The sequence below is a fragment of the Parafrankia sp. BMG5.11 genome (assembly GCF_004337455.1).
This window is the reverse complement of record NZ_SJXI01000003.1, coordinates 90,047-108,599: the sequence shown is the minus strand read 5'-3', so window position 1 is coordinate 108,599 and position 18,553 is coordinate 90,047. Positions and strand designations below refer to the sequence as shown.

Here is an 18,553-nt window from a genome sequence, read left to right as displayed (position 1 = left end):
GGATCAGGCGCTCGTGTGGCGCTTGCTGACCGCTCGCCGAGCGGCGGACTGCCGGAATCCCATGCACTGAGTGCTATTCCATCTTGACGTTTCGTGACCCATCCGGATCCGGGCAGTCTGATTCGCAAGCCATCCCGTCCCGTGTCGAGCGGCGTCCTCCGCGGGGCGGGGTGGCGTCCAGGCCGTGAGGCGGCATGAGAACGGATGAAGGGGGTGCGGCGGTGTGGCCGAAACCGAAGCCAACGACGGGCGGGACAGCCGTGACACGGCGCGGGGGGAACGGGGGTTCGCGATGACCTGGGCGAGCGGGCCGTGTCAGGCGGATGCGGAACCGGGCGTCGGCCTGTTGCCGTGGGGCGCGGATGCCTGGGCGCTGGTCGTTCCTGCGGGCTCGTCCGCGTCGGCGCTGGCGGAAGCGATGGCGGGGATGCCTGCGGGGCTGCACTTCGTGGAGGCCTACGGGGACGCGGACGTGGTGCTCGTCTACGCGGCGGCTGGGGTGCGGCTGTCCCGGCGGCAGATTCCGGGGGACTTCCTGCGTTCCATGCTCGAACTCGACCCGGCCACGGTGGGGGACGGTGCCGGGCGGCGGTGGATGACGGAGGGAGAGCGGGACGCGTACGCCGCGGGGAAGGCGGATGTGGCGGATGCGCTGCGGCGACAGGTGATCCGCCGTCGGCGTCCGCGGTCGTGGAACCCCGCTGCTCTGGGCTGACATCGCGCACGTTCACAGGGGCCGGATCTCGTCGGGGGGATCCGGCCCTTGGCATGTCAGGACGATGCCGGCTCGTCCGACCTGGTCACGGCCTGCTCGACTACGGCGAGTCTGGTCACGATCTCGGTGAGACGGTCCTCGACGCGGGCCAGGGCGGTGAGGATCTCCCGCCCGGTGGGCTCGGTGGCCCCGCGGTCCTCGAGCGGCGGGCCTGACAGGAGCACCTGAATCAGGTGGTCGTCGGGCCACTCCAGGGCGCGGGCGATCGACGCAAGGGTCTTGTTCTGCACGCGGCGGCCGGCGCCGTGCTGTAGCTCGCGCAGTGTGGACACGGACACCCCGGACAGGCGGGCAAGGTCCTGCTGACCGATGCGGCGGCGCGCCATCCGTTCGTTGAGCGCCATGGCGACGGCGGCCCAGTCCTCACCGTCGACGGGGCCTCTGGTCCGGTACACCGGCGCGGTTTTCCGGTCAGCCATGCGCGCATATTAGCGGCCTGCAAAGAAGTCGGAAACGCATACCCGTGCTTCATATCACCATGGCATGAACCATGCGGGCCCGCATGGGGCTCATACCACCCGTACATACAACGCTTGGTTAGCGTTTGATGCGCGCTTGCCGAGCGGTGGATCGTGTATCTCATCGGCCGGAAAAACCGGCCGGAGATGACGGTCTGCGATGTGTGGAGGTGGCGTGATGGCGGTTCCCCGGCGTATTCCGGTGCGGTTCGAGGATGTGTTCCCGCACGGCGCGTACGTGCTCGGTGTGGAGGCGGCGAACGACTTCGACAAGGTGCGGGCGGGCGCGGCGGACCCACAGCAGCGGGACAAGGAGACCGGCGCCCGGATCTGGACGGTCCGCGTCCTCGACCCGGACCCGGCGGCCCGGCAGGCGGAAGTGAAGGTGAAGATCCTCGGCGAGACGGCTCCGGTCGCCCCGGACGCGATGCCGGGGATGCCGTTCCGGCCGGTGCTGTTCGACGGGCTGTCGGTGCTGCCGTACGTGGACACCAACAGTTCCAAGCCCCGACAGGCGTTCTCGCTGCGGGCAGTGTCGATGCGTCCGGTTGGCCCGGCTCGTCGGACGAACCCGGGGGTGGCGGCATGACGACCGGCCCCGGCAGCATGGACGGCCTGCGCTCGTCGACGCACCTGGGGTTGCACGTGGGTGCGGACTGGTCGGCCCGCTGCCACAGCTACCCGGACAGCGCGCCGATCCTCGCGGTGACCCTCGGCCGCACGACCCTGTCCGTCTCGGCTGCGGGTAGCGCGGTGACGTCGGATCAGGTGGATTTCGCCTACGCGCTGCTCGCCGCGGTGAACGATTACCTGATCGAATGCGAACGGCTCCGGTTCGCCGCGCTGGAAGCGGTCGAATCCGCGGAGTACCGCGCCGCGTAGCAGCTCCTCCCGCTGGTCTCTTCGGGGAGGCGGCCCGGATTCAGGATTCTGAGTGACTGCCAATCCGGGCCGCTCCTCCCTTCTTCCTCTCCCTCCTCCCTCTCGTTTCGTGCGCTCTGAAAAGGGTGGTATTTGGCATGTCCAGGATCAACGGCGACCGGGGGTTGCCGCGTATTCCGTCCCGGCCGGATCGGATGCGGGTCCCGCTGTGGATGCTGTTCGTGGCGGTGGCCGGTAAGGGCCTGGTGTTGGGGCTGCGCTGGGTCTGGCGGCACCGGATCGCCGTCCCGCTGGGCCTGGCGCTCGCCGTGTTCACCCACCGGTTCGGCCTGCTGGGCCTGGTGGCGCTCCTCGTCGCGCTGACGGTGGTCGCGGCCGTGTGGCGGCGGGCGCATCCGCGGTCGTTCGGCTGGCTGGCCCGGTGGGTGCGGGCCCGGGTCCGGTTGGCGTTCGTCTACCGGCGGCGGTGGCGGCCCGCGATGGTGCACACCGATCTGGCCATCCGGATGCCGGCGTCCAACGGCGACCAGGTGACGTTCGATGAGTACTTCCCGCGTATCCGCTCGATCCGCTCCACCCGGGCCGCGGACACGCTGCGGGTGGAACTGCTCCCCGGCCAGACCCCGGAACAGTGGGCGGATCAGGCCGAAGCACTGCGGCATGTGTTCCGGGCCCGGCGCTGCCAGGTCCAGGCCGAAGAACACCGGTTCGTCCGGCTGCACTTCCACTACCGCGACACCCTGACCCGGCCGGTTCACCCCACCCGGCTCGACCACCCCGGCCCCGGCCCGGTCATCGACCACGACGCCGATGATCTACACGGCGAGAACGCTGACCCCGGCTGGGATGACGATGTCCTCGACGACGGACCCGCGGCGAGTGACGCCAGTGCCACGGCGGGTCCGCTCGTCGCGGGACTGTCCGCGGTGCCCATCGGCCGCCGTGAGGACGGATCCCCGTGGACCCTGCCTGTCCGTGGGACGCATGTCCTCGTCGCGGGGGCAACCGGCGCGGGCAAGGGATCGGTGCTGTGGTCCATCATTCGCGGCCTGGGCCCGGCGATCCGTGCCGGCCTGGCGGAGCTGTGGGTCTGCGACCCCAAGGGAGGCATGGAGCTGGCGTTCGGGGAACCGCTGTTCACCCAGTTCGCCACCACCACGGATGAGATCGCGGATCTTCTCGACGACGCGGTCTCGGTCATGCAGCAGCGCACAGCACGGCTGCGGGGTCGGACTCGGCTGCACACGCCCACGGCCGGTGAGCCGCTGATTGTCCTGGTGGTCGACGAAATCGCCTCCCTGACGGCCTACGTCACCGACCGGGATGTGAAGAAGCGGATCGGGGCGGCGCTGCCGCTGCTGCTCTCCCAGGGACGCGCGCCCGGTGTCGTGGTCCTGGCGGCGGTCCAGGACCCGCGCAAGGAAGTACTGCCGTTCCGGGACCTGTTCCCGGTCCGGGTCGCGCTGCGCATGACCGAACCCGAACAGGCTGACCTTGTCCTCGGCTCCGGTGCCCGGGACCGCGGCGCGCGGGCGGAAGAGATCCCGGTCTCGCTGCCCGGCGTCGGCTACGTGCTGGCTGAGGGTCAGCCTGAACCGGTCCGGGTCCGCGCGTCGTTCATCGACGACACGGAGATCAGCCGCACCGTGCTGGCCTACCGTCCGACCCCGGCCCTTGCCGGTTGGACACCGGACCTGAGCCCCTACCTCGACGACACGCCCGACCGGCCGGACGGCGGCGGTGCCGGTGGCTGGGTTCCGGACCTCGACCCGTACCGGGACGGCACGGACACCGGCCCGGCGGGGTGGACGCCGGATCTCCGGCCGTTCCAGGAGCCCGGCGGCCCGGCTGCGAACGGGTCTGCCGGCTGGGGTGATGCTGCTTGACCGGCCCCATCACTCTCCCGTCCGACGCGGCTCCTTCCCCTGGCCGTGACGATCGTGACGATCGACCAGCGCGGCCCGGATCCCGGGAAGCACGGATGCGCATGCCCCTGGCCCGGCAGGTCGTCGAAGCCGTCGCCGTGGAGAACGGCGTATGCGTCCGGCCGATGGCGATGCGCCGCACCAACCTCGACACCGGCGAAACCGAGATCATCCCCGTGCCCTGCGGGGCCACCCTGGCGAGCAAATGCCCGTCGTGTGCGGAACGGGCGCGGCGGCTGCGGATGGCGCAGTGCACGGCAGGCTGGCACCTCGACGACGAACCCGTTCCCGACCCGGACCCCCCGACGGACGATGCGAAGGTTCTTGCCGGGTTCCGTGCGGATCTCGAAGTCGTCCGGCGGGACGCTGAACGCGACGGCGACCCGGCGGGCGTGGCGGAGATCGACGAACTTATCGGCCAGGTGGACGACGAACTCAACGCGCTGGGCGTGCGCGGCAAGGCCGCTCCGGACAACCGGGATCGTCCTCGTCGGGCACGCTCGACCCGGCGGCGGCAGGACGCACCCGACCTGCCCCGGCTCCCCGTGGAGAAGCGGACGATCGGCCGAACCTACGAAGCTCCGGACGGCACGGCCTGGCGGCCGTCGATGTTCCTGACGCTGACCTGCGACAGCTACGGGCGGGTGCGTAGCGACGGCACGCCGGTGGATCCGGGCTCGTACGACTACCGGCGGGCGGCCCGCGACGCCATCCACTTCCCGAAGCTGATCGACCGGTTCTGGCAGAACCTGCGGCGGTGTGTCGGCTGGGACGTCCAGTACTTCGCCGCACTCGAACCGCAACGGCGGCTCGCTCCGCACCTACACGCGGCGATCCGGGGCACGATCCCGCGGGTGGTGCTCCGCCAGGTGGCGGCGGCAACGTACCAGCAGATCTGGTGGCCATCGTGCGACCGGCCGGTCTACCCGGACACGGCGCTCCCGGTCTGGGACACGGACAGCGGGGCCTACCTCGACCCGGACACCGGGGAGGCACTGCCGACGTGGGATGAGGCGCTCGACGCCATCGGCCCGGACGACGAACCCGCACACGTCGTCCGCTTCGGCCCGCAACTGCGCGCGGACGGGGTCACCACGAACTCGGCGCACACCGGCCGGATGATCGGCTACCTGTGCAAGTACCTGACCAAAAGCCTCGACACCTGCCACGACACCGCGACCGACGCACACCGGCGCCACGTCGAACGGCTCGCGGACGCGCTGCGCCATGAACCGTGCGCGCCTACGTGCTCAAACTGGCTGCGCTACGGCGTCCAGCCACGCAACCCGAAACCGGGTCTCGTCCCGGGCCGGTGCCGGGGCAAGGCGCACCGGCGGGAAACGCTCGGCTTCGGTGGCCGGCGTGTCCTGGTCAGTCGGAAGTGGTCCGGCAAGACACTGGCCGATCACCGGGCCGACCGGATCGCCTGGGTCCGCGAACAACTCGAAGCCCTCGGCCACACCGACTCCGGCGCGGGCACCGGCCCGGCGGGTGGACCTGGCCCCGGCACTGATCCGGCCCGGACGGTCTGCACCCTGCTACGGCCCGGCGACCCGGCCGCACCTCGACGCGAACACCTGCTCCTTCAAGCCGTCGCGCAACGCCGCGCCTGGCGGGCACAACTCGACGCTGCCCGCGCCGCGACATCCGATGCCGGCGGGCTTCCGGTAACCGGCCCACCGCCTCCGGCTGCTGCCGCTGCCTGATCGCCGAGTGGCTCGGTTGCCGGGTGCCTTCCGGTCAGGGCCTGCCCGGCGGCCGGTGCTCGCTGATCCACCGTTCGATGTCCTGGGCTAGCCAGACCTTTCCGGCCTTGATCTCGTCGAGTGGCTCCGGGAAGGACGGATCCGTGGTGGCGATCTGGTGCACGCGGACCCGGCTCACGCCGAGACGCTCGGCGATCTCGGCCGTGCCCATGAGCTGCGTCCGTCCCACGGCGGAAGAGTACTTGACACGTGCTAAGTCCGGACCGCATCATCGGACATGCACTTAGCGATCGCTAAGCGTGGGCGGTCCCGGTGGGTGCTGCGAACACCCGCCCGGGACCTTGATCCCAGTCCTGCGTACACAGGAGTTGCGACCCATGGCTATCTTCTCTTCTGGCGGTTTCGGCGCGTGGCGGACCCCCGGTGACGGTGAGTCCCCGTTGATCGCGGCGCGCACCCTGGACACCGGGGAGCACGAGCTGACGATCCGTCCCGGCGCCGATGTCGGCGACCTGGTGGCGATCCTGGGCACCCTGCCCGCGGACGCGTTCTTCACGGAGCACTTCGGCGACGTTGACGCCGTGCTCGTCTTCCGGCAGGTGCCCGGAGAGTCGGCAACCGCCCCGGTGACGGCGAAGCTGTCGGGCGGCCCGGGAGCGGCCAGCATCACCAGCGTGTAGCGGCTGTCCTGCCTGCTCTACCCCCATTTTTCTTCCGTTCTCTGGTGGCGATTGAAGCTGTCGGGGTGTCGGACGGGTCCAGGGTCGGCCGTAGGCCGATCGCGTAGCGACGCGCAGCGCCCTGGACGCGGCCGGCGCCCCGGCAGACCATCCCAGCGCCAGAGAACGGAAACCCCACCGGCACCGGGCAACGCCACCTGCGGCCCGCGTGCCCCTCCCCGTTCTTCTCTCGGCAAGGAGCTGACTTCGTCATGCCCACCGACCACGACGGGCACCCGACGATGAGCCTGCAACAGGCTCTCCGGGAGCACCTCGACCGCGCCCGCGCCCGACAGGGCCGGCTCTACCCACAGCCGGACGGCGAGTCCAAGTTCGCCTGCGACATGGGCGACAGCCGCTACGGCTGCGCATGGTGCGACAACATCGAATGGCCCGGCGGCAACCCGCTGGACGTCGCGTGATCAATAGGACCGGAAAGCAATCCTCCCAGGACGAATGGCTCACCGTGGCGGACGTGACCGCGGAGGTCCGTATCCCGCGGTCGACGTTCTACCGCTGGCGTCAGATGGGTCTCGGCCCCCGCTCCGTGAAGCTTCCGAACGGGGACGTCCGCATCCGGCGTTCCTGGCTTGACGCCTGGCTCAACGGACTGGAGGAGGACGCAGCATGAGCAGCTTCGACGTCCGCTTCTGGGACGTTCGGAAACTGGAGGGGAAGCGCCGGCCGTACCAGGTGCGCTGGGTCGTCGCCGGACGGGAGAAGTCGCGGACCTTCCTTACCAAGGCTCTCGCGGACGGCTTCCGCTCCCGTCTCGTCACCAAGGCACGTAAGGGCGTCGCCTTTGATGAGGAGTCCGGCCTGCCGGTCGATGATGCCCAGAAGCTGAACGAACGGACGTGGTACCTGCACGCCTGCGCCTACGCCGAAATGAAGTGGCCCCATGCGGCGGCGACCTCCCGGCGCTCGATGGCGGAGGCGCTCACGACACTCACGATCGCGCTGACCGGCAACGTCCGTGGCCGACCGGATGACGATGTCCTGCGGCGGGCGCTCTTCGGCTGGGCGTTCAGCTCGGCCGGGCGGGAGGAACAGACGCCACCGGAGTTCACGGAGGCCCTGGACTGGCTGGAACGGGCCTCGCTGCCGATGTCGGCGGTCGCCGAACCGGACACCGTCCGCAAGGCCCTGCACGCCGTGTCGACTACCCTCACCGGGCGGCCGGCGGCGGCGACCACGGCACGGCGCAAGCGGGCCGTCTTCTTCAACGCTCTCCGGTATGCGGTGGAACGGGGTGACCTCACCGAGAATCCACTGACAAGGGTGCAGTGGTCGGCGCCGGAGGTCGCGCAGACGGTTGACCGGCGGGTGGTCGCCAATCCCGGCCAGGTACGGGCGCTGCTGCGGGCGGTCCGCGACCAGGGGGCCACCGGTCGGCACCTGGTGGCGTTCTACGGCTGCATGTACTTCGCGGGGATGCGCCCATCGGAGGTGGTGGCGCTGCGCCGCTCGTCGTGCGTGCTGCCCGCATCCGGCTGGGGTCGACTCGACCTGGACGGTTCCGAACCGCGGGCGGGGGTGCGCTGGACGGACGACGGGGCGGCCCGGGACGCTCGGCAACTCAAGCACCGTGCCGTGAAGACGGTGCGGCCGGTCCCGATCCCGCCGGAGCTGGTGGCGCTGCTGCGTGCCCACATCGACGCCCACGGCACGACGGAGGACGGGCGGCTGTTCCGTACCGGCTCCGGTGGCCCGTTGCAGAACCACACGATCGCGAAGGTCTGGCGGACGGCGCGGGTGACGGCGTTGAGCGCGGAACAGGCCTCGTCGCCGCTGGCCCGGCGCCCGTACGACCTGCGGCATGCGGCGGCGACGCTGTGGCTGAACTCCGGTGTACCGGCAACGGAGGTCGCGCGACGGCTCGGCCACGGGGTCGCGGTACTGCTCAAGGTGTACGCGAACTGCCTGGACGGCCAGGAGGTCATCGCGAACGGCTCGATCGAACAGGCCCTCGGCACACCCGGCGCCGGAGCTGCGATACTCGACCTTGACCACCCGGCCGGCGACGGCACGGACGGTCACGCGGAACAGGCGCGGAACGGCACTAGGGACGATCGGGGCCAACCGGGCTGAAGCCGCAGGTCAGGAGGGCTCGCCTAGTGGCCGATGGCGGCGGTCTTGAAAACCGCTAAGGGGAGTGATCCTCTTCGTGGGTTCGAATCCCACGCCCTCCGCTCTACCAGCATGTTTGCCCCGTCGGGGCCTGCTACCGGGCCTCCGGCGGACGCCGGTTCGCCGTTGGTGCGGACAGGGTGCAGACGTCGCGTCGCGCGCGGCACCGCGCGGGACACCTTCTCCGCCGCCGCCTGACCGGCCGGGCGCAGCAGATGCGCGTACAGCGCCCCTGTGATCGTTGGCGTTGAGTGACCAAGCCTCTTCGAGATCAGGGCCAGGTCGATGCCTTCGGCAAGCTGTATCGAGGCGGACGAGTGCCGGAGATCGTGAAGCCTCCGCCTCGACAGCAGGCCCCGGCCAAGCTCCGCACCCTCCGGCACGTCTGCCGACAAAGGCCCGGCCAGGTGCAGGCGGACACGGCCACCGCGCACCGGGGACACCCCGGTCACGGCCACGTCCCCCACGGCCTCCCGGTCGACGTACAACGTCCACTGGCCCCGGGGCTCCGTGTACCGCGTGCCGACGTCCAGCGTGGATGCTCCGGCCTTCGCCGCAACCCGCACGGTTGCCAGCAGGCCCACGCGCCGCGCGATGCGTTGCATCTCCTGAGAGATCCACGCGGGGGTGAGGTGCCGGCCGTCCGGCCGGGTGAACATCAGTTCCGCCAGGTGGACGGGGCGCCCGTGCTCGTCCGGCAAGGTGCCGTTGTCCCACGCCGCGCCAATGGCATCCCGTTCGGTGTCCTGGGCTACCCGGTGGGCGAGCAAGGAGCCAAGCGTGGTGGCGTCCAGATCGACCACACGGCGCCCGGAGCGCGTCTTCGGTGCCCAGACACCAAGCTCCGACCCGTACTCCGTGATCTGCTGGGAGACCGTGAGCACCGACCGGGCGTCGTCCAGCCCCGTCCACGTCGCGCCGCACGCCTCCCCACGGCGTAGACCGTGCAGGGCCACAAGTTCCCAGAGGGCGGAGAGGCGCTCACCGGCCGCTTGATCGAGGAACGCCCCGACTTCTTCGGCGCCCCACGGTTCGATCTCTGGCCGGGCGTACTCCGGTAGCTCGACACCGGAGCACGGGTTGAACGGGATCATCCGCTGTTTGACCGCGTCGTTGAGGGCGTTCCGCAGCGTGGCGTGAATCCGGGCGACGGTGGCCGGGCCGGTCGGGCGCGCCCTGGCCGCGTTCGTCGCGTCGATCCGCTGATACGCAGCGTCGATGTGCTGGGAGCGCAAGGCCGCAAGCGGGATGTCTCCGATCCACGGCTTGAGGTGCAGGCGGATGTGACCGGCGTACGACCGGCGCGCGGTCGGGCGTAGCCGTCGCTTGCGGGACAGCCAATCATCGAGGTACGCGCCGGTGGTCAGGTCTCCGACGTGCTGTTGACCAGCACGGATCGCGGCCCACTTCCGGTCGCCGTCTTCCTCCGCCTCCTTGCGGGTCGGTCCCCGGAAGCGGATCTTCTCTGTCCCGGCCAGGGCCACAAGTTCCTTCGGCACGCGGAACTCTCCGGCGTAGAAGCCGTGCCCGCGCTTGCGGGCGTCCGGGCACTCACCGGCCGGGTATTTCTGCTTCGTCTCCGGGGCGCGGCATCCGCACCGGTGCGTGGCCTTGATCTTCATTGGGCGGCCTCCCGCCGGGTGATCTCCTCTGCCAGGTCAGTAACGAGGCGTCGCGTGACCTGGCCTCTCAACGCGCGTAGCCGGTCGGGGGAGGGTGCATCGTCCCGTTCGGCAACGATCCGGTCCCGCTCTTCGGTGAGGGTCCGGCCCCACAGGGCGATGGACAGCGCCGTGACGCACGTCTGAGGTTCGCCAAGACGTCGCGCGGCCTTCTCCTCCGCCTCCCCTCCGGGATCGAGGGTGGCTTCATCAAGGAGAAGCGCCCGTGCCCGTTCGCGGTCGTGCCGGATGCCGCTTAGGTAGGCGTCCGCGACGGCCAGCGTCTCCGCGGTGGTCATGGGGCCGGTGTCGAGGGGACGGCCTGCCAGCACCCGGGCGAGACCCTCCCCACCGATGTGGAGCGTGCCCGCCAGGTGCACGAGCGCGCCCGGATCGATCAACTCCGGCACGGTGACCGGCCGGGCGCAGACGTCGGAGAGCACGAGCGTCAGCAGGGCCAGTTCCTCGATGCTGACGGGTTTGGCGCCCCGTTCCAGGGCGGCCACCTTCGAGCGCGACCACGTCAGCCCGTACCGGCGCGCGGCGCGTGCGACGTCGTCTTGACGCGCCCCGGCCGCCTCCCTGGCCCGTCGCACGCCCTCTCCCACGACCTCCCGCACCGGTCGTCCTGTCTGCGTGTCTGCCACACACACGACGGTACCGCGTCCGCAACGGTACGAACTAGGGCCGCTTGACACACGTCCATGTGGGGCGGTACTCCAGAGGTCACGCGGTCGAAGTTCGACCGCACCGGCACCGCGCGGAGCGGTGCTTGATCGGACCTTGCGAAAGGACGTCTCGTGGCCGAAGTGATGACGCCCGTCCTGGCCTCTGCCCCCGCGCCGGACCCCCTGCTGACCACCCGCGATGTGTCCGGCCTGCTGGCCGTGCACGAAGGAACGCTTCGGTCCTGGCGATCGAGGGGCGTCGGGCCTCAGTGGTTCTCGTTGGGCGTGAAGGTCGTGCGCTACCGGCGGTCGGTGGTCCTGGCGTGGCTCGAAGAGCAGGAGCAGGCCACAGGGACGGGTGCGGCGTGACCGCCTCGAAGGCACCCGTACGGGGCCGCTGGACGGCGCGTCAGCTCCGCGCCCTGCCCGTCACGGTCGATGTCGAGACAGCCGGTTCGGTGCTGGGGATGGGCTTGTGGAAGGCGCGGCAGATGGTCCGGGCCGGTGAGTTCCCCGTGCCCGTGGTCAAGCACGGCGCACGCTACGTGGTGCCGACGCGCCCCCTGCTGACGCTGCTGGGCATCGCCCCGGTGGACGAGGGGGCGGAAGCGTCGTGACCCCAGGAAACGACAGAAGCCGCCCCGGCCAGGGGGCGGCCTCCCATCGATCGAGCCGATCTGAACACCAGAGTACGAACGGTTGCCGTGGTGTCAAGCCTCCTGTGCTCACAGGGGCGCTTGGTCTCGCCCGGATCGGGGTGCCGGTGCACCCGCTGTACGGCCCCACGATGCGCCGGAACGTCTACACCGGTGGCCCGGTGAACTCCCCGGGCAAACAGCCGATCCTGCCCGGCTGGACGGAGGCGGCCAGCACCGATCCGGCGGTCATCACCGTGTGGTGGGACGAGTGGCCCGACGCCAACGTCGGTGTGGTCACCGGGGCGCGGTCCGGTCTCGTGGTGCTCGACATCGACCCACGCAACGGCGGTCATGAGTCGCTGGCCAAGCTCGAAGAGCGGGTTGGCGCGCTCCCCGGGACCGTCATGGTGATCACGGGGTCGGACGGCCTGCACATGTACTACCTGCACCCTGGCCCGGACGTGAAGGTCAAGTCGGTGTCGAAGGCGTTCGGTCGGGAGTTCCCCGGGATCGACGTCAAGGGCGACGGCGGCCAGGTCGTGGCCCCGCCCTCGATCCACCCGGACGGCCCCCGCTACGGGTGGTCTGGCGACGTCTCCGGCCTGCTGCACGGTGACGTGGCCGGGCACCTGGCCCCGTGGCCTGCCGAGCAACTGGCCCCGGTGCTGTCGCCTCCGCCTCCGCCGCCTCCGCCGCGCACGGAGCGCCCCCGACGCGACCGGACGGGACAGGCAGACGCGACGCTCCTTGGCCTGCTGACGTTCGTCTTCGAGGCGCCCGAAGGCGAACGGAACCTCGCCCTGCACTGGGCAGCGTGCCGCGTAGGGGAGCACCTGGCGTCGGGCCTGCTGGACAGCCGCGCCGTGGACGCCCTGCACTCTGCCGGCCGTCAGGCGGGTCTGACCGACCGGGAGACCCGGGCAACGGTCCGATCGGGCCTCCGCAAGGGCATGAACCCCGGGGAGGCGGCATGACGACCGCCAGCGAAGCGGCCGGGCGCGTGTTCACGGATGTCACGGGCAAACCCCGCATCGAGCTGGACACGCCTCCGGCGGACATCCGCGAGATTCGGGCCGCGATCATGGGTGGCGAACTGCCGGACGTCTACGTGGTCGCGGGCATGCTGACGCACCTGGCCAGGGTCTCCGGCGACGTCGGCACGCCGATGGGGGCGGAAGAGCCCACGCCGTTGCCGTACCGGTCGACGTCGTTCGACGTGGCAGGGCTGACACGGCACCTGGCCGACCATGCCCGCGTCGTCCGCCACCACAAGAGCGTCACTCCGGCGAAGACGGACAAGAAGACAGGCCAGGTGACGCAAGAGGCGTCCGTCTCGGAGTGGGACACGGAGGAGATGCCGGGCGCGCGCGTGCTCGAAGCGGTGTTGTCCGGCACGGAGTGGCCGGGGGTTCGCCCCCTGCTGGGCATCGTCGGGTCGCCGGTGCTCCGCCCTGACGGGTCGCTCGTGCAGGACGAGGGATACGACCCGATGACGGGCCTGTTCTACGCACCGAAGACGAAGATGACGCGCGTGCCGGAGCGGCCCACGGCAAGCCAGGTGGGGGAGTCCCTCGACTTCATCCTGAACCAACTTCTCCGGGACTTCCCGTGGGTGGAATCGGCGGACCTGGCTAACTACGTCGGTTTGCTGGTGTCTCAGATCTTGCGCCCCTACCTTGGTTCGCTGATTCCGTTGGGCCTGATCAAGGCCCCGACTCAATCGGCAGGCAAGACGCTGTTGACCACCATGCCGGGGCATCTGTTCGGGGCTAAGCCGCTCACCTGGCCGAAGAACGACGAAGAGATGCGCAAGGTGCTGACGGCCGCGATGGTGGCGCCTGCACCGGTGCTCACCTTCGACAACGTGAAGGAAGGAACGGAGCTTGATTCGGCCGCCCTGGCTCAGTTCCTCACGTCTCCGACGTGGTCAGATCGGGTGTTGGGCACAAGCCGCACGATGTCGGCGGTCAACAACCGTCAGGTGATGGCGAACGGCAACAACATCCGTCTTGGCGGAGACATGCGTACGCGGTCGGTGCTTGCTCGGATCGAGGCGAAGACAGCCCGTCCGGAGAAGCGCGACCCGCAATCGTTCGCGATCCCGGACCTTGAAACGGAGATCCTGGCCCCGGACTTCCAAAGCGTTGTGAAGTATCACGCGCTTGTCCTGGTGATGGATTGGATTGCCGGGGGTGCGCCTCGATCGGCCCACAGGATGCGGCAGTTCACCGCGTGGGCACAGGGCGTCGGCGGATTCTTGGCTCACCACGGCATCCCGGGGTTCCTGGCCAATGAAGACGCGGTGCGTGAGATGGACGACGAAGACAGCCGGTGGGAATCGTTCTTCCATCGCTGGCACCGCAAGTTCAGCCGCAACGAAGTGACGGCCTCCGTCGTCCGCCGGTCGGCGGAAGAGGATTTCAACCGGGAGGTCTGGGAGGGCACCTTCCCGACGCAAGGTGCCAAGGAAGAGTTCGCGTCCTCGAAGTCGCTGGGGCGGTTGCTGGCCGGTCAGGTGGACAGGCCGCACGGTCCTTACGTGCTCCGGCGGCGGGAGGACAAGAAGCGCAAGATCACCGTGTGGTGGGTCGACGCGGCCCCCGAAGAACCGCAGCAGCAGACCATGAACGACGGCGAGTGATGTCACGGTCGCGTGCCGTGTCGGGGGTCGTGTCGAGCGGCCCCCGCCCGGCGGGGTTTGGCCTCCCGACGGCGGGGTTTGACCCGCCAGGGGCGGGGTTTGGGAGGCCAAAGGCGGGGTTTAGAGCCCTTGATCAAACAAACCCGCCCCGTGATCATGGCTGGTACCAAAGGAGTTCTAGCCTCTGGCGGGGTTTGGCGGGGTTTAGATCCAAGCCCAGCGCCTACGCGAGAGGTATTCGTCCTGAGGCCCCGCGCATACGCCCGCGCGCACGTGTAGGGGCTGAACCCCTTCCGCAAACCCCGCTAAACCCCGCCGGTCCGTGATCATGGCTGGAACCAAAGGGGTTCCCGGCGGCGGATTTGAACGATCAAGGCCCGTAAACCCCGCCGGACGGCCGTCAAACCCCGCCTCCGGCCACTCAAACCCCGCCGCATACCCCGCCCTGGCAGGGCGCGCGGTGCTGGACACACCCACGACGCCCGACAGGAGGCCCGACGTGACCGCATGGGCCAGGTTCGCCGCGAAAGTCTCGAAGGTCCCGCATCCGAACGGATGTCACATGTGGATCGGGTCGCTCACATCGACCGGCTACGGCAAGTTCCGGGACGAGAACGGCCGGTTGGTGATGGCGCACCGGTGGATCTGGGAGTACGCCAGAGGCCCCATCCCGGACGGCATGGTCATCGACCACTTCGCCGGACGGTGCCGGCGGCGGGACTGCGTCCGGCTGTCCCACCTGGCCGTGGTCACCCCCGGAGAGAACAACCGGCGCGGGTGGGCCATCCGCCGGTTCCGGCAGGCACAGCAGCTCCGCCCGGCAAGCCCCCTGAGGCGGCCATGAGGCGGCGGCGGTGCAGGACATCCCCCGCTGCCTCGACAGCACGAACAGAGAAACGGAGATACACGATGGCCAACCTGTCGTTCCGGGGGTGGCTCCGCCTCCGCAGGACCGACCACGACCCCATCGGCGTACTCGCCCGAACGGTCCTGGCCGATCGTGACTGGCCCCGCGGCCCGGGGTCCTTCGAGAGGTACCGGGCGTACTTCATCGAGGCCGGTGCCCGCGATGTCGAAATCGAGCTGCTCCGGCAGGCATGGCACCTCTACGCCTACGGGATGGCCGCGCCTCAGAGGGCCGTAGAGCCAAGATCTCCGGTCCTCCGGGGTGAGGGCACGGGAGCACCCATCCAATCGGGAGTGATCCTGTGACCTATCCATTCCGCCAGCGGTGCACGGCCCGGTGTGCGGGGAAGAGTCGGCCCGATCTCGCGGGCAAGCCATGTCGGGCGTGGGCGGTGCAGGGCGCCACTGTGTGCCGGATGCACGGAGGTGCCTCGAAGCAAGCGAAGACGAAGGCGAAGGAGCGACTGTTGGAACGGGAAGTGCTGTCGACAGCGGCCCGACTTGCCGGGGCAGGCAAGGCACCCACGATTGACAACGCGCTTGAGGCGTTGGCGAAGTTGGCCGGTGAGATCCTGTCCGTGAAGGACCTGTTCCGCGAGAGGCTCGCCGATCTGGACGGGAACTCTTGGCGGTACAGCGGCCAGGGCGCGGAACAGCTTCGAGCTGAGGTTGCGCTCTACGAACGCGCGATGGACCGGTCAGTCTCCGTGCTGGGCACGATCTCTCGACTCAAGATTGACGAGCGCCTTGCCCGCATCCAAGAGGAACAGGGGCAAGCGGTCGTCACCGTGCTGTCCCGCGTGGCCGCGCGTATGGGCCTCGATCTCGATGATCCGGTGATTCGGGCAATGGTGCTCGAAGAGATCGAGCGCGCGGAGCGGGAGGCCAGGTGACCGACACCGACGGCCAGGGCGCGGCCGAAGAGCGCCCTACCGGCGCAGCGTGGTGGGGGGCCATGGCGCGCGCTTTCCAGCCGTCGCCGTACGGCGAACGCTGCTGGGGCGACAGCTACATCGGGTGCTTCATCAAGTCCGACGATGACGGCGGGACGCTGCTCACGTCGATCATGAAAGGCGTCCCGCACACGGACCACATCGTCGGTGTGCCTCCGGGGGCATTCAGCGTCCCGGGGGACTACCCGATGGAGCCCTGAGGCGGCCCGTACGGCCACGAAGACGGCACCCCGGGGTGAGAGGCCCCGGGGCCTGCTGGCACATCCACGCACACGAGAGGACTTCATCGTGAAGGGCATTGCTCTCTTCATCGACACCGACACGTTCCGCCGGGCCGTCCGGGACCTTCGGCAGGCCGAACGCGACCACCCCATGCTCCCCGGGGACCGGTCGGACACTCTCCGGTTCGTCAACGGCGAATCGCGCCTCACCCCGGTGGAGCTTGCCGAGGCGCACGTTCGCGAGACCTTCGACGCGATGGTCTCCGATCTGGCCGACCTGTTGGAACGGCGTAGCGTCGCGGCGGCCGACCGCGGGGACAGCCCCGACAAGGTGTATGTCCGGCGGGCCCGTACGCAGGTCTCTGACTACGTGCTGGGCACCCACGGGGCGGACGTCGCCGAACTGGCCACGTCCACCCGGCAGACGTGGGCGTCCCGCGTCGACGGGTCGCTGTCGAGGCCGGACAGCGTCGGCAGCATCCTGCGTGGCGCCATCAAGGCCGCGCGCTGGGAGTCGGAGCATCCGCATCAGGGCCGGACCCTGCTACCCGGGTCTAACGCGGGTGGGCGCCCTGGATGACAGCGACGACGTCCAGGGCGCCGGACACGCCACCCCTACCCAGGATGGCCTACGCCATGGCCTCGGGAGTTCGTAGCCCATGGGCCACGGGGTGGGCCATCAGGTCGCCGGCCATGATGGCCTACGCCACCGGGTGGGCCTGAAGGCTTCCGAGGCGCCTTCCTCTCCTCTCATACCAATAAGCGTGAACGGATCCCTCAGGTGTCGCAGGCGGTCCCGTCTCCGTCGCGGTCCAGGCCGCGGCGGTAGCCAGGCTCACCCGCATGGAGCGGAGCCGCCCCCGCCGCATGCACCGCGTCACAGTTCGCGTAGTAGGCGGCGGGCGGGTCGTCGTTCGCGGGCGGTGGATTGTCAGCCGGGGGCAGCGGATCGGCCGGACGCGGCGTCGGCACGGGCGGGGGCGCGGGCTGTGTGACAGCCGGAGCACTGGTCGCGGGCGGAGCCCCGCTCGGAGTCGCCGTGGCCGTCGGGCTGGCCGTCGGCGATACCGACTCACCCTCCTTGACCACGTGCAGCGTGACGGTCGTGCCCTTCGGAACCGCCGATCCCCCGGTGGGGTCCTGCTGGACCACCTGCCAGTTGCTGTCGACGATCTGCATACGGTCACGGCCAGTGGCGTCTACGGATTTCGCGTCGAGGTCGGGCCCGAGGCGGTCCTTGGCCTCGTCGAGGTCAAGGCCGAGCACATCGGGGACCTGGACCTGACCAGAACCCGCGGTCGGGCTGCCGGCGGCCTCGACGGCCCCGTCAGAAGCCGAGCCACATCCGCCGACCAGGGCCATGACAAGCATGAGAACTCCGACGGTCGTTCCCATGACGCGGCTTGACCTGTCCCTACAGTTCACGAACGCCCCCCTTTGCGTTGGTCGCACAGGGTACAGGCCGGTCTCTGTGGACCCGACGTCCTCTCCGTCAGTCTCGGGTGAGACACCCACTCAGGAGCCTCGACCGGCTGTTGGGCTGGACGGCCGACGATTTACCGGCCGCCGTGTCGACGCACGAACCACGGCCTTGTGTGGCGCGGGAGCAAGAGCGGTTGCTGTCCCTGGTAGCGGCGGATGCCGGCAACAACCGGAACGTAGCCGAGATACTGCACGACCCACACGGACAGCAACAGCGTCAGCAGCAAGTACCAGACGAAGAACTTCCAGGCCAGGACCAACAGGCCAATGATCAGTTGGCCAATCGGGTTGGGGCCGCTACGGCGGGACGATCCGCCGAAGGACAGTCCGGGACCGGAAAAGTTGATCCCGCCGAGACCGATGGACATGCGCGGACCGTAGCTACGCACAGACGTTCCCCCGTTTGGGTATGTAGTCGTATGCGCGCGATCCTAGCGTTTCGGTCCTGGTGCATAAGGGAAGTGATTATCGATCGGGCGTTAGAACCTACATCAGGCGTCACGCCCAAATCGTCACGCAACGTATGGACAGGCCGGATCGGGCCGCGAATCGACGGGCGAAAATGCCTGGTACGTAAGGGGATCGCCGATTCGGTGGCCCGGGGGAGTGTGACCCACGGTCACGACCGGGCCCGAGCCTGACGCACGCTGGCGTGTTATCGAGCCCGCGTAACGCGCGCCGTGCGTCAGTCTGGTGAGTGTCGCCCACGCCGTTCCGGTCGCTGTCGGTGCCTCTCGCTCAGCTTGTGAAGGCGTTCCGGCCGTACCGGCATTCGGCACCGGAAGTGA

Annotated in this window: 23 protein-coding genes, 1 tRNA gene and 2 pseudogenes; 20 read left to right on the top strand and 6 right to left on the bottom strand. The window is 69.6% G+C overall.

Annotated elements, in window-relative coordinates; genetic code table 11:
• Positions 1 to 292: 292 nt before the first annotated feature.
• A complete protein-coding gene (locus E0504_RS03905; RefSeq protein ID WP_131622072.1) occupies positions 293 to 715 on the top strand; it encodes a hypothetical protein in 423 nt (140 codons plus the stop codon).
• A 56-nt stretch (positions 716 to 771) separates the two neighbouring features.
• Here E0504_RS03905 and E0504_RS03900 read toward each other — a convergent pair whose 3' ends face one another.
• Positions 772 to 1,194 (bottom strand): helix-turn-helix transcriptional regulator, encoded by a 423-nt coding sequence (locus tag E0504_RS03900; RefSeq protein ID WP_207912176.1) that lies wholly within the window; start codon positions 1,192 to 1,194, stop codon positions 772 to 774.
• A 217-nt stretch (positions 1,195 to 1,411) separates the two neighbouring features.
• On the opposite strand from E0504_RS03900, the gene E0504_RS03895 reads away from it, so the two are divergent.
• The 4 genes from E0504_RS03895 (at position 1,412) to E0504_RS03880 (ending at position 5,746) form a co-directional block, all read left to right on the top strand.
• Positions 1,412 to 1,822, top strand: a complete 411-nt coding sequence (locus E0504_RS03895; RefSeq protein ID WP_131622044.1) for a plasmid replication, integration and excision activator — start codon at positions 1,412 to 1,414, stop codon at positions 1,820 to 1,822.
• The gene (locus E0504_RS03890; RefSeq protein ID WP_131622042.1) at positions 1,819 to 2,115 is read left to right on the top strand and encodes a hypothetical protein; all 297 of its coding nucleotides are present in this window, start codon (positions 1,819 to 1,821) and stop codon (positions 2,113 to 2,115) included. The genes E0504_RS03895 and E0504_RS03890 overlap by 4 nt, the downstream gene beginning before the upstream one ends.
• Before the next feature lie 137 nt (positions 2,116 to 2,252).
• A complete protein-coding gene (locus E0504_RS03885; RefSeq protein WP_131622040.1) occupies positions 2,253 to 4,001 on the top strand; it encodes an FtsK/SpoIIIE domain-containing protein in 1,749 nt (582 codons plus the stop codon).
• Between the two features lie 95 nt (positions 4,002 to 4,096).
• The gene (locus E0504_RS03880) at positions 4,097 to 5,746 is read left to right on the top strand and encodes a replication initiator (protein WP_131622038.1); all 1,650 of its coding nucleotides are present in this window, start codon (positions 4,097 to 4,099) and stop codon (positions 5,744 to 5,746) included.
• Between the two features lie 34 nt (positions 5,747 to 5,780).
• On the opposite strand, the gene E0504_RS03875 is transcribed toward E0504_RS03880, so the two are convergent.
• Entirely contained in the window at positions 5,781 to 5,957 is a 177-nt protein-coding gene (locus E0504_RS03875) for a DNA-binding protein (protein ID WP_131622036.1), read from the bottom strand.
• Positions 5,958 to 6,123: 166 nt separating this feature from the next.
• Between E0504_RS03875 and E0504_RS03870 the strand changes: the two genes are divergently transcribed.
• The 5 genes from E0504_RS03870 to E0504_RS03850 all read left to right on the top strand — a co-directional run bounded on the left by E0504_RS03870 (position 6,124) and on the right by E0504_RS03850 (position 8,657).
• A complete protein-coding gene (locus E0504_RS03870) occupies positions 6,124 to 6,426 on the top strand; it encodes a hypothetical protein (RefSeq protein ID WP_131622034.1) in 303 nt (100 codons plus the stop codon).
• A gap of 251 nt (positions 6,427 to 6,677) precedes the next feature.
• Complete coding sequence (locus E0504_RS03865) at positions 6,678 to 6,887, top strand: hypothetical protein (protein ID WP_131622032.1); 210 nt, start codon at positions 6,678 to 6,680, stop codon at positions 6,885 to 6,887.
• The gene (locus E0504_RS03860) at positions 6,884 to 7,096 is read left to right on the top strand and encodes an AlpA family transcriptional regulator (RefSeq protein ID WP_243657400.1); all 213 of its coding nucleotides are present in this window, start codon (positions 6,884 to 6,886) and stop codon (positions 7,094 to 7,096) included. The genes E0504_RS03865 and E0504_RS03860 overlap by 4 nt, the downstream gene beginning before the upstream one ends.
• Entirely contained in the window at positions 7,093 to 8,556 is a 1,464-nt protein-coding gene (locus tag E0504_RS03855) for a tyrosine-type recombinase/integrase (protein WP_131622028.1), read from the top strand. Before E0504_RS03860 ends, E0504_RS03855 begins: the two co-directional genes overlap by 4 nt.
• 12 nt (positions 8,557 to 8,568) lie before the next feature.
• Positions 8,569 to 8,657 (top strand) — tRNA-Ser (locus tag E0504_RS03850).
• Positions 8,658 to 9,857: 1,200 nt separating this feature from the next.
• On the opposite strand, the pseudogene E0504_RS51900 reads toward E0504_RS03850, so the two are convergent.
• Positions 9,858 to 10,217: pseudogene (locus E0504_RS51900) on the bottom strand (site-specific integrase); the annotation flags it as partial.
• Positions 10,214 to 10,876 carry a helix-turn-helix domain-containing protein gene (locus E0504_RS50185; RefSeq protein WP_165938391.1) on the bottom strand — a complete coding sequence of 221 codons (663 nt, stop codon included), beginning with the start codon at positions 10,874 to 10,876 and terminating at the stop codon, positions 10,214 to 10,216. The gene E0504_RS50185 and the pseudogene E0504_RS51900, both read right to left, overlap by 4 nt.
• A gap of 180 nt (positions 10,877 to 11,056) precedes the next feature.
• On the opposite strand from E0504_RS50185, the gene E0504_RS50180 reads away from it, so the two are divergent.
• The 10 genes and pseudogenes from E0504_RS50180 to E0504_RS03800 all read left to right on the top strand — a co-directional run bounded on the left by E0504_RS50180 (position 11,057) and on the right by E0504_RS03800 (position 16,863).
• Positions 11,057 to 11,293, top strand: a complete 237-nt coding sequence (locus E0504_RS50180; protein ID WP_243657399.1) for an AlpA family transcriptional regulator — start codon at positions 11,057 to 11,059, stop codon at positions 11,291 to 11,293.
• The gene (locus E0504_RS03835) at positions 11,290 to 11,541 is read left to right on the top strand and encodes a hypothetical protein (RefSeq protein ID WP_131622025.1); all 252 of its coding nucleotides are present in this window, start codon (positions 11,290 to 11,292) and stop codon (positions 11,539 to 11,541) included. The genes E0504_RS50180 and E0504_RS03835 overlap by 4 nt, the downstream gene beginning before the upstream one ends.
• A gap of 104 nt (positions 11,542 to 11,645) precedes the next feature.
• Positions 11,646 to 12,536 carry a bifunctional DNA primase/polymerase gene (locus E0504_RS03830; protein ID WP_165938390.1) on the top strand — a complete coding sequence of 297 codons (891 nt, stop codon included), beginning with the start codon at positions 11,646 to 11,648 and terminating at the stop codon, positions 12,534 to 12,536.
• Positions 12,533 to 14,203 (top strand): hypothetical protein, encoded by a 1,671-nt coding sequence (locus tag E0504_RS03825; RefSeq protein ID WP_131622021.1) that lies wholly within the window; start codon positions 12,533 to 12,535, stop codon positions 14,201 to 14,203. Before E0504_RS03830 ends, E0504_RS03825 begins: the two co-directional genes overlap by 4 nt.
• 499 nt (positions 14,204 to 14,702) lie before the next feature.
• Positions 14,703 to 15,047: an HNH endonuclease signature motif containing protein gene (locus E0504_RS03820; protein WP_207912174.1), complete on the top strand. Its 345-nt coding sequence runs from the start codon at positions 14,703 to 14,705 to the stop codon at positions 15,045 to 15,047.
• Between the two features lie 65 nt (positions 15,048 to 15,112).
• Positions 15,113 to 15,415: a YozE family protein gene (locus tag E0504_RS03815; protein ID WP_165938389.1), complete on the top strand. Its 303-nt coding sequence runs from the start codon at positions 15,113 to 15,115 to the stop codon at positions 15,413 to 15,415.
• Positions 15,412 to 15,549: pseudogene (locus tag E0504_RS54025) on the top strand (HGGxSTG domain-containing protein); the annotation flags it as partial. The gene E0504_RS03815 and the pseudogene E0504_RS54025, both read left to right, overlap by 4 nt.
• A gap of 27 nt (positions 15,550 to 15,576) precedes the next feature.
• Positions 15,577 to 16,002, top strand: coding sequence for a hypothetical protein (locus E0504_RS03810; RefSeq protein WP_131622015.1), 426 nt, complete (start codon positions 15,577 to 15,579; stop codon positions 16,000 to 16,002).
• Complete coding sequence (locus E0504_RS03805) at positions 15,999 to 16,262, top strand: hypothetical protein (RefSeq protein WP_131622013.1); 264 nt, start codon at positions 15,999 to 16,001, stop codon at positions 16,260 to 16,262. Before E0504_RS03810 ends, E0504_RS03805 begins: the two co-directional genes overlap by 4 nt.
• A gap of 88 nt (positions 16,263 to 16,350) precedes the next feature.
• The gene (locus tag E0504_RS03800; protein WP_131622011.1) at positions 16,351 to 16,863 is read left to right on the top strand and encodes a hypothetical protein; all 513 of its coding nucleotides are present in this window, start codon (positions 16,351 to 16,353) and stop codon (positions 16,861 to 16,863) included.
• 197 nt (positions 16,864 to 17,060) lie between these two features.
• Here the strand turns inward: E0504_RS03800 and E0504_RS03795 are convergent, their stop codons facing one another.
• Both E0504_RS03795 and E0504_RS03790 read right to left on the bottom strand, forming a co-directional pair.
• Complete coding sequence (locus E0504_RS03795) at positions 17,061 to 17,654, bottom strand: excalibur calcium-binding domain-containing protein (RefSeq protein WP_207912172.1); 594 nt, start codon at positions 17,652 to 17,654, stop codon at positions 17,061 to 17,063.
• 185 nt (positions 17,655 to 17,839) lie between these two features.
• On the bottom strand, positions 17,840 to 18,133 hold the full coding sequence (locus E0504_RS03790) for a hypothetical protein (protein WP_131622007.1): 294 nt from the start codon (positions 18,131 to 18,133) through the stop codon (positions 17,840 to 17,842).
• Positions 18,134 to 18,553 lie beyond the last annotated feature (420 nt).

Bases quoted from the DNA above. Each gene is read 5' to 3' on its own strand.
- E0504_RS03795 (WP_207912172.1), bottom strand. From the start codon at position 17,654: ATGCTTGTCATGGCCCTGGTCGGCGGATGTGGCTCGGCTTCTGACGGG.
- E0504_RS03890 (WP_131622042.1), top strand. From the start codon at position 1,819: ATGACGACCGGCCCCGGCAGCATGGACGGCCTGCGCTCGTCGACGCAC.
- E0504_RS03855 (WP_131622028.1), top strand. From the start codon at position 7,093: ATGAGCAGCTTCGACGTCCGCTTCTGGGACGTTCGGAAACTGGAGGGG.
- E0504_RS03885 (WP_131622040.1), top strand. From the start codon at position 2,253: ATGTCCAGGATCAACGGCGACCGGGGGTTGCCGCGTATTCCGTCCCGG.
- E0504_RS03865 (WP_131622032.1), top strand. From the start codon at position 6,678: ATGCCCACCGACCACGACGGGCACCCGACGATGAGCCTGCAACAGGCT.
- E0504_RS03790 (WP_131622007.1), bottom strand. From the start codon at position 18,133: ATGTCCATCGGTCTCGGCGGGATCAACTTTTCCGGTCCCGGACTGTCC.
- E0504_RS03815 (WP_165938389.1), top strand. From the start codon at position 15,113: ATGGCCAACCTGTCGTTCCGGGGGTGGCTCCGCCTCCGCAGGACCGAC.
- E0504_RS03825 (WP_131622021.1), top strand. From the start codon at position 12,533: ATGACGACCGCCAGCGAAGCGGCCGGGCGCGTGTTCACGGATGTCACG.
- E0504_RS03900 (WP_207912176.1), bottom strand. From the start codon at position 1,194: ATGGCTGACCGGAAAACCGCGCCGGTGTACCGGACCAGAGGCCCCGTC.
- E0504_RS03905 (WP_131622072.1), top strand. From the start codon at position 293: ATGACCTGGGCGAGCGGGCCGTGTCAGGCGGATGCGGAACCGGGCGTC.
- E0504_RS03880 (WP_131622038.1), top strand. From the start codon at position 4,097: ATGCGCATGCCCCTGGCCCGGCAGGTCGTCGAAGCCGTCGCCGTGGAG.
- E0504_RS03875 (WP_131622036.1), bottom strand. From the start codon at position 5,957: ATGGGCACGGCCGAGATCGCCGAGCGTCTCGGCGTGAGCCGGGTCCGC.
- E0504_RS03895 (WP_131622044.1), top strand. From the start codon at position 1,412: ATGGCGGTTCCCCGGCGTATTCCGGTGCGGTTCGAGGATGTGTTCCCG.
- E0504_RS03870 (WP_131622034.1), top strand. From the start codon at position 6,124: ATGGCTATCTTCTCTTCTGGCGGTTTCGGCGCGTGGCGGACCCCCGGT.